This is a genomic window from Pseudalkalibacillus sp. A8, from assembly GCF_045920555.1.
Taxonomy (GTDB): domain Bacteria; phylum Bacillota; class Bacilli; order Bacillales; family Fictibacillaceae; genus Pseudalkalibacillus.
The window spans coordinates 5850242-5867071 of the sequence record NZ_CP174509.1; the positions used below are offsets into that span (position 1 = coordinate 5850242).

The window sequence follows — 16830 nt, forward strand, 5'->3', positions numbered from 1 at the left end:
TTTTTCGACTCAATACGTATTGAAGTCTAGCAAACGGCGGATCGTCTACCGTTCTTATCTATCCAAATCAAGTTCTGATAAAATACTAGCAGCAGCAGTGTATGGATCTATTTTCCTACGTTCGATTTGTTCTCTCCAATCTCCATCCTGTTGCTGTTGTTCGATTTTCTTCATCAGTTCGTAATGTACGACTTCCAGTACCTCATCTTGTAAAATACGGGTCTTTTTCCGTTCGCCTTCCCCGCTATCTTGAAGGTACTGCAAGTGTTTACAAGCCAAATCCCATACATCCTCCATGCCCTTGTTCTGTGTTGAAATCGTCTGGGCGATCGGTGGACGGTAGTCAGCATCATGTTTGACGAGATCGAGCATGCCTTCGATTTCAGTCATCAATTTCGAAACTCCAGGGAGGTCGGCTTTATTGATGATGAAGAGGTCCGCAATCTCCATGATCCCAGCTTTGAAGACCTGCACAACGTCCCCGCTTCCAGGGTTCAGGACGACCGCTGTCGTATCAGCCACCTTCATGATATCAAGCTCCGACTGACCGACCCCGACAGTCTCCACGAGAATGACGTCAAAGCCATACGCATCCATCATCCGGACTGTCTCTTTCGTCGTCCTGGCCAGACCCCCTAGACTGCCACGTGTCCCCATGCTGCGGATATACACACCGGGATCGGTAAAATGCTCCGCCATCCGTACCCGGTCACCAAGCAATGCTCCTCCACTGAAAGGGCTTGTTGGATCGACAGCGACAATACCCACAGTCAATTTCTTCGAGCGCAAGTACTGGATGAAACGATTGACGAGCGAGCTTTTCCCCGCACCGGGAGAACCAGTGATTCCGATGATATGAGCACCTTTGCCCTCGGCATGCAGGTCTTTTAAAATACTGAGTTTATCCGGATGATCGTTTTCAAGGAAGCTGATTCCCCTCGCTAGTGCCCTTACGTCTTTTTTAATTATCTTATTTGCGAGGTCATGCATGATTGGTCCTCCTCGTTCTTCCCTGCTATCAATCTGCTAATAGCATTCTCGAAATGACAAGACGTTGGATTTCGTTCGTTCCTTCATAGATTTGAGTGATTTTCGCATCACGCATATAACGCTCGACAGGATAGTCCTTCGTGTACCCATATCCGCCATACACCTGGACCGCTTCCGTCGTCACTTCCATCGCGATATCTCCTGCAAACAATTTTGACATTGCAGACTCTTTACCATATGGAAGCCCTTCGCTTTCTTTCCAAGCCGCTTGATAGGTCAAAAGTCTTGCAGCTTCAACCTTCGTCGCCATGTCCGCTAGTTTAAAACCTATCCCTTGCTGCAATCCGATCGGCTTCCCGAACTGCTGGCGTTCCTTAGCATAGCTTGTTGCAGCATCCAGTGCACCCTGAGCGATCCCGACTGCTTGTGCTGCGATTCCATTACGTCCGCCGTCCAGTGTTTGCATCGCGATTTTAAATCCTTCGCCTTCTTCACCTAGGCGGTTTTCAACTGGTACACGACAGTCTTCGAAAATGATTTCCAAAGTCGGGGACGAACGGATACCAAGTTTCTTTTCCTTTTTCCCGAATGAGAATCCAGGTGTTCCCTTTTCAACAATGAATGCTGAGATCCCTTTATGCTTTTTTTCGGCATCCGTGACCGCGAACACGACATAGATCTCAGCGTCTCCACCGTTTGTGATGAAAATCTTCGAGCCGTTCAAGATGTATCCATCTCCATCAAGACGTGCTGTCGTTTTCATTTTCGCCGCATCAGACCCGGACCCTGGTTCAGTCAATCCATATGCGCCAAGTTTCTTTCCTTCAGCCATTGGACGTAGGAATTTCTGCTTTTGTTCTTCTGTACCGAATTTATATACCGGCCAGCCGGCAAGTGATGTATGTGCGGATAATGTTACCCCAGTAGAAGCACAGACACGTGACAGTTCTTCGACCGCGATGACGTAGCTCAAATAATCCGATCCGATTCCGCCATACTCTTCTGGCCACGGGATTCCCGTAAGGCCAAGTTCAGCCATTTGATCGAAAAGCGAACGGTCGAAGCGTTCTTCCTCATCACGTTCTGCAGCCGTCGGTTCCACCTCGTTCTTCGCGAAATCGCGGACCATTTTTCTAAGCATTTCATGTTCTTCTGAAAGTTGAAATTGCATGATTCCCTCTCCCTTTTCCATTTGAAATTACGTATTTTTTGCGTCAACCAGTAACTCGACAAATTAGAAACATCACCGGCTAAAAACATCACGTCCAATGATTTCAGCCGTCCGATTGCAAGGATTATTGTATTTTTAGAGGACATTTGTGCCGTTATTTGTGACATAAAGGTGTGATTCTAGAAATTAGTGGACATCGGTTCCGTTAATTGACTATTGAATCGTATTTTTGACGCCATTTTTACGAAATAAGGTCTCCAGTGTCCTCTAAATATTACGCAGGATAAAGTGCAACTAAGGCTCAGCCTGCGCCAGAGGCTTGGCTTTGCCAATTTTTTTATTGAATCAGCTGTTCATCAAATGTTTGCTGATCACCAACCGTTGTATCTCACTCGTGCCTTCATAGATTTCACATACTTTCGCATCCCGGAACAGCCGCTCGACTGGGTACTCTTTCGTATATCCATATCCACCGTGGACTTGGACCGCTTCAATCACCGCTTTCGTCGCAATGGTCGACGCGAAGAGCTTCGCCATGGAAGCATCCTTTCCACAAGGCTTTCCTAGCGATTTCAGATTCGCCGCTTTATAGGTCAAAAGCCTCGCCCCTTCGACTTGGGTCGCCATATCGGCAAGCTTGAATCCGACGCCTTGCTGCATGCCGATCGGCTTTCCGAATTGCTGGCGTTCTTTTGCGTAATCTGTTGAGTATTCTAGCGCGGCTTCTGCAATTCCCAATGCTTGCGCGGCGATCCCGATCCGCCCGACATCAAGGTTCGCCATTGCGATTTTAAAGCCCATGCTTTCTTCCCCAAGTCGGTTTTCCGCAGGCACTCGGCAATCTTCGAAGATAAGCTGACTTGTGTTCGACCCATTCAGTCCCATCTTCTTCTCTTTTTTACCGACTTCAAAACCAGGTGTGTCTTTTTCAACGATGAATGCAGTGATTCCGCGGCTTCCTTCTCCTGGATCCGTGGAAGCGAAAACAATATAGACATCCGCTTCACCGGCATTCGTGATGAAAACCTTCGAGCCGTTCAAGATATAGTGATCGCCATCCCTGACTGCACGCGTCTTCAACCCGCCTGCATCGGATCCAGCGTTTGGCTCTGTCAATCCGAATGCACCGAGATACTCACCGCTTGCCAGCTTCGGCACATACTTTTTCTTTTGTTCATCGGTTCCGAAATAGTAGATTGGATTCGTCGCGACGGATGTGTGCACTGATAAAATGACTCCAACTGTGGCACTCACTCTGGAGAGCTCATTGATTGCGATGATGTAGGATGTGAAATCCATCCCTGCTCCACCGTACTCTTCAGGAATCGGTATACCCATCAACCCAAGCTCACCCATTTTTTCAATGACAGCTGTTGGAAATTTATCCTTCTCATCCATCTCTTCTAAAATCGGACGGATTTCAGCTTCGGCAAAATCACGGACCATCTTCCGCATCATTTCTTGTTCTTCTGTAAAACGAAGATTCATCGTCCTCCTCCTCTCTGGTCTTAACGGCTAGTTGTACTCATAAAATCCTTTTCCGGTTTTCTTTCCTAGCCAGCCTGCTTTCACATATTTACGTAGCAATGGACATGGGCGATATTTGTCGTCTCCGAACCCTTCATGAAGCGTTTCCATAATATACAGGCACGTATCCAGGCCAATGAAGTCAGCAAGGGTCAACGGTCCCATTGGATGGTTCATACCAAGCTTCATCACTTCATCAATCGCTTCAGGCTCTGCTACTCCTTCAAATACTGTGTAAATCGCTTCGTTGATCATTGGCATCAGTACGCGGTTCGATACGAATCCAGGGAAGTCTTGTACTTCAACCGGTACTTTGTTGAGTGCTTTTGTCGTTTGTTCAATCGCTTTATACGTTTCATCAGTCGTTGCAAGCCCGCGGATGATTTCGACAAGCTTCATTACCGGCACCGGGTTCATGAAATGCATTCCGATCACTTTTCCTGCACGGTTGGTTGCTGCTGCAATTTCTGTAATCGGTAAAGATGATGTATTTGTCGCTAAAATCGCATGTTCAGGAGTGATTTCATCCAGATGCGAAAATAGTTTGCTTTTGATATCGATATTTTCCACGACCGCTTCAACGACAAGATCCACATTCGAAGCGTTGTTCAAATCAGTGGAAGGTGTCAATCTGCCTAAAACTGCATCCACTTCTTCCCTCGTCATCCGCTCTTTTTCTACTTGGCGGTTCATGTTTTTCGTTATATAAGCCATTCCTTTTTCGACAATATCTGCTTTAAGATCATGTAAAGTGACGTTGAATTCAGCTTGAGCGAAAACCTGGGCGATTCCTGAACCCATCTGTCCTGCTCCAACTACCATTACATTTTTGATTTGCATATGTGATCCTCCTCGTTTATTGCTTCTCTACTTCGATCATTACTGCATCACCTTGGCCGCCGCCGCTGCAGATTGCTGCGATGCCAATACCACCGCCGCGACGTTTCAATTCGTGGATCAACGTGATGATGATTCTTGCACCACTCGCCCCGATTGGATGTCCGAGTGCAACTGCACCGCCATTAACGTTCACTTTTTCCTCATCAAGCTCTGCGATTTGCGAGCTGACTAGTGCTACTGCGGCAAATGCTTCGTTTACTTCAAACAGGTCGATGTCACTTAGTGATTTACCTGTCTTCTTTAAAAGTTCGTTGATTACAACACCTGGAGTTTGCGGGAAGTTTTCAGGTTCCATAGCGATTGCAGTATGCCCGAGGATTGTCGCCATCACTTGCTTACCTTCTTTTTTCGCACGTTCTTCGGACATGAGGACGAGTGCTCCTGCACCATCATTGACGCCAGGTGCGTTCCCTGCTGTGATCGATCCTTGCGGGTCAAACACCGGCTTCAGTTTTGCGAGTGTTTCTACTGTCGTATCTTTTCGCGGCGCCTCGTCATTTTCGACCACGACTGGGTCTCCTTTCCGCTGCGGCACTTCTACAGACGCGATTTCTTCTGATAATATTCCTTCTTCAATCGCTGCAACAGCGCGTTGATGGCTGCGGTTTGCCCACTCATCCTGTTTTTCTCTTGAAAGGCCAAATTCATTTGCGGTCGAGTTTCCGTAGTTCCCCATGTGGACGCCTTTAAAGGAACAGGTCAGACCGTCCGACACCATCGAATCGACGACCTTCGCATCGCCCATCCGCAAGCCCCATCGTGCTTTCGGCATCATATACGGGGCATTGCTCATCGACTCCATACCGCCTGCTACGATTACTTCTTCATCACCTGCACGGATGATCTGGTCGGCTAAGGTTACACTTCGCATACCGGAAGCACATACTTTGTTGATCGTCTCCGTTTGGACTTCCCATGGGATGCCGGCATAGTTTGCCGCTTGTCTGGACGGGATTTGCCCTTGACCTGCCTGCAGGACGGATCCCATGATGACTTCATCGACATCTTCTGGTGAGATTCCTGCGCGGACAAGTGCTTCCTTGATCGCCGCTCCTCCTAGCTGTGAAGCAGTCAAAGAACTGAGTGCACCACCAAATTTTCCAAATGGCGTCCGAACTCCACTTACGATTACTGTCTTCCCCATTTTTAACTCCTCCTCTATGAAAGTGATCTTGGACATTATCAGTTTTCTTAACAAACACACAGATTTTTTTGACAAAATTCCAGATTTTCTTGACAAACAAACGAATTATTTTGTCAAAACTGTAGATTTTTTTATAAAACCAACTTTATTTAATTCCAGGGGTCATGCTCCTTCGAGCGAACGCTCAATCGGAGCAGCGGCATAGAAAGAGATCAGGAGATGTTTAGTGTCAGACACCTCCAACACGACATTTTGTTTCAAAACTCGATTTTCCCCAAAATGTCGCTAGGTACGGAGGGAGTCAGACACGTCTCTGATCTTTTTCTATTACCGTCATTGTGCGATACGCTGCGCTTCATCTCCAAGAACGGATTTTTCTAAAATTTCCACCACGTCAAGTGTCTGGACGTTATCTTCCACTTCCTTCGCTTTTGTTCCATCACTCAACATCGTCAGACAGTAAGGACAGCCGCTTCCGATCATAGTCGGATTCACTTCAAGTGCTTGCTCTGTACGAGCGACATTGACCCGGTGGCCAGCGTCCTCTTCCATCCACATCATGCCACCGCCAGCACCACAGCACATACCGTTTTGACGGTTGCGGTTCATTTCAACAACATTTACACCCGGAATCGCTTTCAAAATGTCACGCGGCGGTTCATAAACCTCGTTGTAACGGCCGAGGTAGCAAGAATCATGGTACGTAATCGTTTCATTCACTTCATGCGTCGGCTTCAAGCGTCCTTCACGGATCCATTCTGCCAACAGCTCTGTATGGTGATAGACTTCTACGCCTTCTTGGCCGAAATCAGGATATTCATTTTTAAATGTGTTATAAGCATGCGGGTCGATCGTGATGATTTTCTTTACATTATGCTTATTGAACAGCTCGATATTTTTTGTTGCGATCTCCTGGAACAAGAACTCGTTACCGATACGGCGCGGTGTGTCACCAGAGTTTTTCTCCTTATTACCGAGAATCGCGAACTTGATGCCAGCGGAGTTCATCATACGTGCGAGTGACAATGCGATTTTTTGGCTGCGGTTGTCGTAAGAGCCCATTGAGCTTACCCAGAAGAGGTACTCAAACTCTTCACCCGCTTTTTCCACTTCTTTTACAGTAGGGATATGGACATCATCATGTCCTTCTCGCCAGTCTTCACGCTCTTTACGGCTGAGTCCCCAAGGGTTCCCTTGGCGCTCTATGTTCTGGATCGCACGCTGGCCATCCGCATCCATCTTTCCTTCCGTCAATACGAGGTACCGTCGCATGTCGATAATCTTATCGACGTGCTCATTCATAACTGGACATTGGTCTTCACAGTTACGGCATGTCGTACAAGCCCAAATCTCCTCTTCGGTAATGACATCCCCGATCAAATCGATGGTATATTCGAATCCACGGCTACCTTCCTCAACTGCTGCGGCTGTTTCTTGGCTTCCTTTCCCTTGCGCGGCAATCGCCAGCTGGTTTCCTGTCGTATTGTTGAACGCGAAAGCAGGGACCCACGGTGTGCGTGATGTGATTGCTGCACCTTTTTCAGTCAAATGATCTCGGATTTTGATGATCAGATCCATCGGTGAAAGCATTTTTCCGGTACCAGTCGCTGGACAAACATTTGTACAACGTCCACATTCGACACATGCATACAAGTCGACGAGCTGTTTCTGATTGAATTCCTCTACTTTACCGACACCGAAAGTCTCTTGCGATTCATCCTCAAAATCAATAGGCGCCAGTCTTCCAACTTTATGTGTACGACCAAGGAATACATTTACCGGCCCTGCGATCAAGTGGGCGTGTTTCGATTGTGGTACGTAAACAAGGAATGTCAGCAAGATCAGTAAGTGGACCCACCATGCGACATAGAATAAAACGATTGATCCAGTTTCTCCAACCCATCCGAACAAAAAGGCGATGGCACTTGCAACGGGTGCTGTCCAACTTAATTCGAGGTCATGCCAGATAATTTCCATTCCATTCCCGAACAGGACGGAAAGCATCAAACCTCCGATGAACAATAGGACCAGTCCAGCTTTAAAGCCACGTTTCAATCGGACGAGCTTCTCAATATAACGACGGTAGAATGCCCAGATCACTGCAACCAGGATCATCAACGTTACAATCTCCTGGAACAGAGTGAACGCTGGATAAACTGGACCGAACGGCAGGTGGGATTCTGGTTTCAAACCTTTCCAGATCATATCGATGGCACCGAATTGTACCATGATGAATCCATAGAACATCATGACATGGATAATGCCGCTCTTCTTATCCTTCAATAATTTCTTTTGCCCGAATACATTCACTAAAATCGATTGAAGCCGCTCTTTCATCGTATGGTCAAATTCAGCTTTCTTCCCCAGCTTGATGTACTCAAACCGAGTTTTCACAACATAAGCGAACAAAAATACTCCGTAAGCGGTTACAATAAGAAATGCAAGCCAGTTGATGATCAATAATGTGTTCATTATTTCTCAGCCCCCTTCAGTTTCTCGTGTGGTTAAAATGGCAAAAAAGTTTTATTAGGACAGCAATTCAGAATGAAACTAATTTTCTGACATCATTATAGCATAAATTTGAATGAATGAGCATTCAGTCAACAAATTTTTCTGAAAAAAATTCACCGAAAATGAAGGATCTATTGTATTTCGCGAAATCCACTCCCTTTCCGCGGGGGATCCGCATGCCTCCTCACTTGCACATGGATTTCCACACAAAAATGAAATCATTTTCGTGTCTGCGATGAGAATTCTTAGAAGCTTTCCTTATGCTGGCTTCGACGTTCACCACAAGACCACGGACTTAAATTCCATCCTTGTAGTTTTGCGCCGAGTAATCGCAGGCGCAGGACGTGGTGGTATTTAGTCGAAGTTCATTATGTTAGTCGAAGATCCTTTAATAGCGCGGGGGGACTCGCCTGGGCTCGCTTTTCCCGCTGAAGTGTCGCAAATTGGCGCTTCAAAGCATTCAAAACAATAGCTTAATTAAGACTTCGCGTTTTTTTATAGGGAAGGCATCAATTGGGAATAGTAAGAGCACAAATCGTTTGTAATTCGAGGTGTGCTGAAAATGTTCATGACTATCGTTGTTATTATCGCTTTGATTGTCCTTTGGGCTTCTACCGACTTTTATTTCGGATGGAAAAAACATTCAAAAGAAGCGAATCAGCTCTACCTCCCTCCTGAACGCGGAAATGCCGAATTGATTTCTGAAGGCGTCTCTTTTTTTTCAAGCTTGTTTTCTGATTTAAAAGAAGCGAAATCATTCATTTACGTACAGTTTTATATCATCCGTAACGATCCTCTCGGCCAGGAATTGTTTCAGATATTGAAAAAGAAAGCATCGGAAGATATTGATGTATATCTAGCATTCGATGCAATCGGGAGTTATCAGCTTCCTAAAAAGTCAATTGAAAGCTTGAAGGCTAGCGGGATACGAATTTTACAGGCCGAATCCCCTCGTCTTCCTTATCTTTTCTACACGTTCAACCGACGGAACCACCGCAAAATTACCGTAGTCGATGGGAAGGTTGCTTATGTCGGAGGCTTCAATGTCGGGGAAGAATATATCGGAAAAGACCCGAAGTTAGGCCATTGGCGTGACTACCATTTAAGATTGACCGGGAAGGTTGTCGAGCAATTTGTAAAATTGATCCAATGGGATTGGAAGAAGTCTAAAAAGGAAGAGCTGAAAATCAAAACCCTACCCTCCGAAGATACTGGTGACGAAAATTTTGCATTGTTAGCAACGAACGGTGAACATATGGATCAGTTCTTTTTAAAAAAGATTGAGGAAGCGAAGAAATCCATTTTCATCGGTTCACCTTATTTCATACCTGGCAAAAGATTCGTCAAGGCATTGAAACAAGCAAGTCAGAATGGGATCCGGGTAACGATTCTGATTCCGATGAGGTCTGATCATCCTCTTGTTAAAGAAGCAGCGATCCCTTATGTACTCCCCCTCCTTGCAGCAGGGGTTGAGGTATATCGTTACTACCCAGGGTTCTATCATTCCAAAGTATTCATGATTGATCGTAAGTTCTGTGATATCGGAACGGCGAATTTTGATAAACGGAGCTTTTATTTGAATAACGAGATAAATTGTTTGTTCACTTCCACCACTCTCATACAAGAGATTGAGAAAGTATTGGAGTTTGATCTCCAGCAATCGGAGCGGCTGACGCTACCAGATTTGCGTAACCGCTCAATTTTAGAAAGAGGAAAAGGACTTGTAGCCCTTTCAATTTCCCGCTTCCTTTAAAAGGTTCAGGAGTTATTGTCAAATACTTTTTTTATAGTGAGAGAAATCAACATTAACCTTTAACAAAGCCTAGAAGAAAATATAAAGGATGAGGAGTAATGTGGTTTGCATTAGCCGTAGGAGCAATTGCTGGATCTTCTGTTTTCCTTGGTGCCTTGACCGGTATCAAATTCAATTTTCGTGAAAAGAATATTGCGATGATTATGGCTTTTGGTGCCGGAATCCTGCTTGGCGCAGCGGCGTTCGAACTATTGTCAGAGTCAGTTGAAAGAGGTGGAATCTTTGCAACGACGATCGGTTTTTTATGCGGGAGCATCGTGTTCACCAGTTTCAACTTCTATCTTTATAAAAAGGGCGGACACAAGCGTAAGAGCTCAGACCGCAACCCGCCGGATCATTCTGGATTGGCGATTTTCTTCGGCACATTGCTTGATGCGATTCCAGAATCAATCATCATCGGGGTCAATATTCTGCAAGAAGGCACAATCGGCTGGTTATTTTTCATCGCCGTTTTCATCAGTAACTTTCCAGAAGGGCTTTCAAGTTCGATCGGGTTAAAAAAGAACGGTTACTCACACACGAAAATTCTCAGTATGTGGGCAACCGTATTTGTGTTGACAGGATTAAGTGCTCTTTCCGGCTATTCATTGCTTGAGGATACGCGACCCGAAACCATTTCGATCATCAATGCCTTTGCAGCAGGAGGAATTACCGCGATGGTCGTTGATACGATGGTCCCCGAGGCATTCAAGAAAGGCGGGCCGCTCGTCGGATTCATCGCATCACTCGGCCTGCTCCTATCACTCGTCCTGACTCAGTTTCAGTGATTCAGGCGGAAACTTTCGTGTTCTGCAACACATACTTCGGCACAGTGTTCTTCACTACGACTGTATTAGCGATGACATCGTGGAGGGTTTTCCTATCAGGGCGTATCATCATCATTCCAACACTGACGAGGAAGAGAACGCCGAATGAAATCAAGTAAAAGAAAGGTACGATCCCATAACGGAAGAACATGCATAATACACCAGGGTCCGTACCACTACGCATTTCAATCCGAATTCCAGCCATCCATTTTCCGATCGTATATCCCCCTGTCAGGACCGGGATGATCAACCAATAAAATACTTCAATCGCAATCGTGATCCAGTCTCCCATCCAATTTCCGATTATAAGGTAACTGATTACGCTTAAAGGGACCGTCACAACAACAAGATCTACAATCATAGCAAGGGCGCGCTGCCATACAGTGGCGTAAACTTGAACACTGGGACGCCGCTGCTTCTTCATTTCGTCCATCCGTTTCTCCTCCTCAAACTACAGCTTGTAAGACTACTGTATGCGATAGACTATGCAGATATATATCCTCATTGTATTTTCGTATTGATGAATTCATCGACTAAAGGGTTGAAGACATTCCACTTACGGATCGGCACTTCATGAAAGGCATTAGAAACGACTGCAATGTATGGTTGCTCTAAATGTTGCTTGTATACTTTTTCAAAATTTTTGATGTGCACGACGCGATCCCCGTATATGACGAGAGTCGGAACTGTGATCCGTGATAATTGGTTCAGGCAGGAATACGTGTAAGAGGCTTGATAGAAGTCGTAACAGTTTCTAAGATTTGTCTTACTCACAGTTTTCAACAGGATCGCTCGTTCTTCCTTCTTTTTCCCATGACTTGTCACTAGAATTGTCTTAAGGAGATCAGGGGAATATTGCAAAAGGGCCATCCCGGCTAAAAACTCTGCTTTCAAGAGGGGGGCAACGTACGGAAAGCCACCGCTTAAAATAAGGCCGAGGCAGCGCTCCGGGTAAGTGATCGCGAAATGCTGCACAATCGATCCTCCTGCTGAGTATCCGCAAATGACCGCCTTTTCCACTTGTAATACATCAAGCAATTGGCGCAATTCTTCTGTCAGACTTACTATCGTGACTTGATCAGGGCTCGGATCACTGAATCCGTGTCCACACATATCATAGGTGATGATCCGATAGGTTGAGCTTAAGTGATGTTGATGCATGAAGACACTTTTCCCAAGTCCCGGGGGATGAAGGAAAACGATCGGGATTCCTTCTCCCCTATCCTCCACGCTTAAATTCCTGCCAAAAACAGATCGAGCAGACATGTCGAATGCCCCTTTCCTATCTTAATAAGAGAGGCATTACCGTGATGACGAATTTATAGCCCAGGTAGATTCCGACTATCCCTAAGATCCCTGCAAATGCTGGCGGGGCGGGGATCGGAAGCTTGAATGCGGCAAAGACCAGCCCGACGATGAAACCGCAGAAAAGTGATAATAAGGCAATTTTCATAAAAAGAAACCTCCAGTCGTTCATTCCGATCTGATGTCTATAATAAAAAAAATGCTCTCTGCTAGTTAGTATGACAGAGAGCATTCCGAAATATGTCTTTACATTTTTTCTGGTGCAGAGACACCAATCAATTCTGTACCGTTCTTGAGTGTTTGCTGAACAGCTTTCATCAACGAATATCTTTCTTTACTTTGTTCAGGATTGTCGTCATCAAGAACACGTTCTGCATTATAAAAGCTATGAAGGGCTGAAGCGAGTTCGAACAAGTAGTTCGTCATCCGATGCGTAGACAACGTCAGTGCTGCCTCCGCAACAGCTTCCGGAAACTCTCCCAGCTTCTTCAATAAGACATATTCTTTTTCCGAACGGATGGTCGAGAAGTCGACTTGATCCTCGAATGTATACCCTTTTTCTTTCCCCTGGCGAAGCATGCTGCAGACGCGGGCATGTGCATATTGGATATAATAGACAGGGTTTTCATTCGAACGGGATACGGCAAGGTCCATATCAAAATCAAGATGGGAATCAGAGCTGCGCATCGCAAAGAAATAACGCATTGCATCAACGCCGACTTCATCCATCAGTTCACGTAAAGTGACCGCTTTCCCTGTCCGTTTACTCATCTTCACCTTTTCGCCGTCTTGGAAAAGGCTGACGAGCTGTATGATTTGCACTTCAAGCTGTTCACGATCGTAACCAAGCGCCTCGACAGCAGCCTTCATTCGCGGGATATACCCATGATGGTCTGCGCCCCAAATATTGATGACTGTTTCAAAACCGCGCTTGAATTTATCGAAGTGATAAGCCATATCGGGTGTCAAATAGGTATAAGTTCCGTCGTTTTTGATCAAAACACGGTCCTTGTCATCCCCTAAGTCCGTTGTCCGGAACCATGTTGCTCCATCTTTTTCATAGGTAACGTCTTTTTCCTTCAACAAAGCAAGCGTTTCATCGATCTTACCTGATGTATAAAGGGATGTTTCAGAATACCATTCATTAAAACGGACTCGGAATTCCGCTAAGTCCTCTTTGATCTTCTCAAGCTGCTTCTCAAGGCCGTATTCTCTGAAGTAGCGAATGCGTTCTTCCTGGTTCAGGTGGACATATTTGTCGCCTTCCTTTTCAGCAACCTCTTTTGCAAAGCGGATGATGTCCTTTCCGTAATACCCATCTTCAGGCATGGAAGCCTCGTGACCCAATGCCTCCAGGTAACGCGCTTCTAGGGACAAGGCAAGATTGTGGATCTGATTGCCGGCATCGTTGATATAGTATTCCCGCGATACATCATAGCCGGATTTATCCAATATATTACATAGCGTATCCCCTACTGCCGCTCCGCGTGCATGGCCAAGGTGAAGGCTGCCTGTCGGATTGGCAGAAACAAACTCGATCTGTACCTTTTTGTTTTGTCCTGTATCCGTTTGGCCGTATTGATCACCAGCTTTGATGATGGCAGGGATCAAATCGGTCAAATAATGGTTGTCTAAGTAAAAATTGATGAATCCAGGTCCTGCGATTTCGATCTTTTCAATCGACGCTTTCGTTTGATCGAAGTTCGCGACCATTTCTTCGGCAATCTGGCGCGGCGCCTTTCTTGCAATACGTGCGAGCTGCATGGCCATGTTCGTGGCGAAATCACCATGGTCCTTGTTTTTCGGAAGCTCAAGAACGACTTCTGGCAGCTGTTCTTCTGTAGCCAAGCCCGCTCTTACAACTGAGTTGGCAATTTCCTTTTTCAATTGTTCCTTTACCTGTTCTACAATCGTCATCTTTCTTCCCCTCTCAGCTTAATAAGCATTTGATGGTAGCCCGCTTCTTCACCCTGGAAGAGCACCTGATAATCCATAGATAAATAACCCTTTTGTACTGTTTCATTCCAATCGAAATCGATCTTATCCGTTTTCGTTGAGATCTGAATCGGACCATAAGGGCTTTCATAAGTTCCTTCCTTCTCGGTCCCAGGGCTGAAACGCTGCCGCATCGATACGGCTCCCTGGCGGATGATCGTGATTTCGTCGGTCAAAATTTTTATCGTCGTATTCACTTTGTCTTTTTCGTTGATCATTTCTTCATAGCGAAGGTAGACAGCGCCGTTTTTCCTGTATAACGTTCCGTTCGATGACAACTTCGAATCCTCGGTTGCCCCGGAATCAATGATTTTCGTATGTAAATCCACTTCAACAGGGATCGTAACATCCACACTGCTCACACCCTTCTCTTCGTTAACTTACCCATTATAATAAAAAAACGCCTCCTCTTTCAAGGTTCAGCGCTAAGACGACACTTTGGGAAAATTTTACTCACTATTAAGGTAGCGGCAGTACTACATCCACCGTTGTTCCATCATGTTCACTGCTTGAAAACTGAATCGTCCCTTTATGATCTTTAACGATTTTAAAACTAACCATCAATCCTAACCCTGTACCTTTTTCCTTCGTCGTGTAAAAAGGTTCACCCAGCCTCGACATCCGGTCTTTCGGAATGCCTGGTCCCTGGTCTTTAATCCTGATGAGAAGCATACCATCTTTCCTTGTCCTTGAAGAGATGATGATTTTCCCTCCATCCGGCATGACTTCGATTGCATTTTTGATCAAATTGATGAAAACTTGCTTCAATTGATTCTCTTCACACTCGATCAATTCTGAATCCGCTTCCAAATCCGTGATGAACTGGATATTATGAAGGTTGGCTTGTCCCTCCAGAAGCTTCAAAACATGCCGGATGAGGTTTCCGGCTTTCTTTTTCTCAAAACAAATGCTCTGCGGCTTTGCTAATAAAAGTAATTCACTGATGATCTGTTCGATACGATCCAGTTCAGATAGTACGATTTGATAATACAGATCCTTATCTTCGAGACCGCCCTCCATCATCTGTATGAACCCTTTGATCGAGGTCAATGGATTCCGGATTTCATGGGCGATTGCTGCCGCAAGCTCGCCGAAAACGGTCAGTTTCTCTGACCTCCTGAGCATTTCCTGCGATTTTTTCTCGTCGGTGATATCCCGCAGAATCCCATACATGCCTATGATTTTATCATCGACGATCATCGGGAAACCGACGACCCTTACGGTGATTGTCTCGCCATCTTTTCGTGTCATATGTTTTTCGAATTTGACCGTTTCTCCGGTGAAAATCTTCTCGTAATTGGCGACGACTTCCTCTTTTTCATCCGCCAGCAGGAAATCGGTGTATTGCCTTCCAATCTGCTCTTCCTCCGAGAAACCAATAATAGTAACGATTGCCGGATTGATGCTTGTCAATTCCCCTTTAAGGTTGATCGAATAGATGCCATCAGGATTGTGTTGAAATAGGGATCTGTATCGGTGCTCACTGTGCAGCAAAGACTTTTTCGCTGAAATCTTCTCGGTAACATCCCTGAACACGGCGAGTACGAATGTATTCCCGTTCTCTTTAATCGGAATCGATTTTCCTTCCATTTCTAAAATAGAGCCATCTGGTCGAATAAGTTTTATAGGGAACAATCTGGTGAACCGGTGCCCTCTCATGACCTTTGCAACACGTTTTTTAGACTCTTCTTGATAGTCCGGATGTATAAATGCTGAAGGAGATATTCCGATGATATCGGATTTGTCGTTGATTCCGAGCATCTCGACCGCAACATCGTTCACATACAGGATTTTTTCCGAGTCATGCAAACAAACAGGGTCAGGGGAGTGTTCAACAAGCTGTCTGTACCGATATTCAGATTCAAGCAATGCTTGCTGGGCTTTTTGCAATGCTGAATTATTCATTGATGTATGAATGTCACAGTATTCCTTCATCTCATGCCCATTTTCAATGTTACGGACAAGAACGTCGATGCTTCCATCCTTTTTTGGACAAAAGGAGAATTCAACAGTTTCTGTTCGTCTGTCGAGCCTGACGAGTTCCGTCTTGAACCAGGCTCCGTCATAACTTTTATTGATTTCAATATCAGGAAAGAACCGGATCAGTTTTTGTCCGATCAGTTGCTCGGTTTCTACGCCTAACCAGTCTTTGATCGTTTGGTTGGCATGTATGATTGAACCCTCTTTATTTATTTGTAAAAAGCCATCTGATAATTGATCAATGAAAGCTTGATTTAATTCAATCAAAGCAGAAGTTGTCCTTTGCACGGTACCTGCTCCTTTTTATTGCATCGTCTTGTCTTCATTAAAAACTCGATCATGGTGCAGCGTGTTTGCTATTTGTCCGCTATTACCATAAGTGATTTAATCGCCACCTAACTAATTAGACCTTTTTGAAAAAACTCCTTCTTCCAAACGCCTTTTGTCATAAAGCTATATTAATAATTGAAATATGGGCAATCCTGAAAAAGTTTAGAACCTGCCCCTGGCGATGTTCTCTCTATTTTCTCGTAAGAAGTATTAACTCAAAAATTAGAGGACATCTGTTCCGTTATCCGGATAAAAGCCTGTTGATTTTTAATGATTTTCCGCAAATAAGGGCGCTGGTGGCCTCTAACTTTATTCTCATTGCAGCTCCTTTTTTGTGGGAATACCCTGAACCGGCACT

At 45.2% G+C, this 16830-nt stretch carries 14 protein-coding genes; 2 read left to right on the forward strand and 12 right to left on the reverse strand.

The genetic code is table 11. The annotated features are described in order from the left end of the window. Positions 1–54 precede the first annotated feature (54 nt). The 6 genes from meaB to ACJROX_RS29205 all read right to left on the reverse strand — a co-directional run bounded on the left by meaB (position 55) and on the right by ACJROX_RS29205 (position 8204). Positions 55–990: a methylmalonyl Co-A mutase-associated GTPase MeaB gene (gene meaB, locus ACJROX_RS29180; RefSeq protein WP_408008660.1), complete on the reverse strand. Its 936-nt coding sequence runs from the start codon at positions 988–990 to the stop codon at positions 55–57. A gap of 28 nt (positions 991–1018) precedes the next feature. Then, positions 1019–2161 carry an acyl-CoA dehydrogenase gene (locus tag ACJROX_RS29185; RefSeq protein ID WP_408008661.1) on the reverse strand — a complete coding sequence of 381 codons (1143 nt, stop codon included), beginning with the start codon at positions 2159–2161 and terminating at the stop codon, positions 1019–1021. A gap of 345 nt (positions 2162–2506) precedes the next feature. Beyond that, positions 2507–3649, reverse strand: coding sequence for an acyl-CoA dehydrogenase (locus tag ACJROX_RS29190; protein ID WP_408008662.1), 1143 nt, complete (start codon positions 3647–3649; stop codon positions 2507–2509). A gap of 27 nt (positions 3650–3676) precedes the next feature. Continuing rightward, positions 3677–4528 (reverse strand): 3-hydroxybutyryl-CoA dehydrogenase, encoded by an 852-nt coding sequence (locus ACJROX_RS29195; protein WP_408008663.1) that lies wholly within the window; start codon positions 4526–4528, stop codon positions 3677–3679. Between the two features lie 16 nt (positions 4529–4544). After that, complete coding sequence (locus ACJROX_RS29200; protein WP_408008664.1) at positions 4545–5732, reverse strand: acetyl-CoA C-acetyltransferase; 1188 nt, start codon at positions 5730–5732, stop codon at positions 4545–4547. Positions 5733–6065: 333 nt separating this feature from the next. Next, complete coding sequence (locus ACJROX_RS29205) at positions 6066–8204, reverse strand: (Fe-S)-binding protein (RefSeq protein ID WP_408008665.1); 2139 nt, start codon at positions 8202–8204, stop codon at positions 6066–6068. A 601-nt stretch (positions 8205–8805) separates the two neighbouring features. Between ACJROX_RS29205 and cls the strand changes: the two genes are divergently transcribed. Next, a complete protein-coding gene (gene cls / locus ACJROX_RS29210; RefSeq protein ID WP_408008666.1) occupies positions 8806–9996 on the forward strand; it encodes a cardiolipin synthase in 1191 nt (396 codons plus the stop codon). 98 nt (positions 9997–10094) lie between these two features. Beyond that, complete coding sequence (locus ACJROX_RS29215) at positions 10095–10823, forward strand: ZIP family metal transporter (RefSeq protein WP_408008667.1); 729 nt, start codon at positions 10095–10097, stop codon at positions 10821–10823. Between the two features lies 1 nt (position 10824). On the opposite strand, the gene ACJROX_RS29220 is transcribed toward ACJROX_RS29215, so the two are convergent. The 6 genes from ACJROX_RS29220 to ACJROX_RS29245 form a co-directional block, all read right to left on the reverse strand. After that, positions 10825–11295, reverse strand: coding sequence for an RDD family protein (locus ACJROX_RS29220; RefSeq protein ID WP_408008668.1), 471 nt, complete (start codon positions 11293–11295; stop codon positions 10825–10827). A gap of 68 nt (positions 11296–11363) precedes the next feature. Beyond that, a complete protein-coding gene (locus tag ACJROX_RS29225) occupies positions 11364–12128 on the reverse strand; it encodes an alpha/beta fold hydrolase (RefSeq protein WP_408008669.1) in 765 nt (254 codons plus the stop codon). A gap of 16 nt (positions 12129–12144) precedes the next feature. Beyond that, positions 12145–12315 (reverse strand): XapX domain-containing protein, encoded by a 171-nt coding sequence (locus ACJROX_RS29230; RefSeq protein ID WP_408008670.1) that lies wholly within the window; start codon positions 12313–12315, stop codon positions 12145–12147. A 98-nt stretch (positions 12316–12413) separates the two neighbouring features. Further along, positions 12414–14084 (reverse strand): arginine--tRNA ligase, encoded by a 1671-nt coding sequence (gene argS / locus ACJROX_RS29235; protein WP_408008671.1) that lies wholly within the window; start codon positions 14082–14084, stop codon positions 12414–12416. Next, complete coding sequence (locus ACJROX_RS29240) at positions 14081–14515, reverse strand: DUF1934 domain-containing protein (RefSeq protein ID WP_408008672.1); 435 nt, start codon at positions 14513–14515, stop codon at positions 14081–14083. The genes argS and ACJROX_RS29240 overlap by 4 nt, the downstream gene beginning before the upstream one ends. 106 nt (positions 14516–14621) lie before the next feature. Continuing rightward, positions 14622–16430 carry a PAS domain S-box protein gene (locus tag ACJROX_RS29245; RefSeq protein WP_408008673.1) on the reverse strand — a complete coding sequence of 603 codons (1809 nt, stop codon included), beginning with the start codon at positions 16428–16430 and terminating at the stop codon, positions 14622–14624. Positions 16431–16830 lie beyond the last annotated feature (400 nt).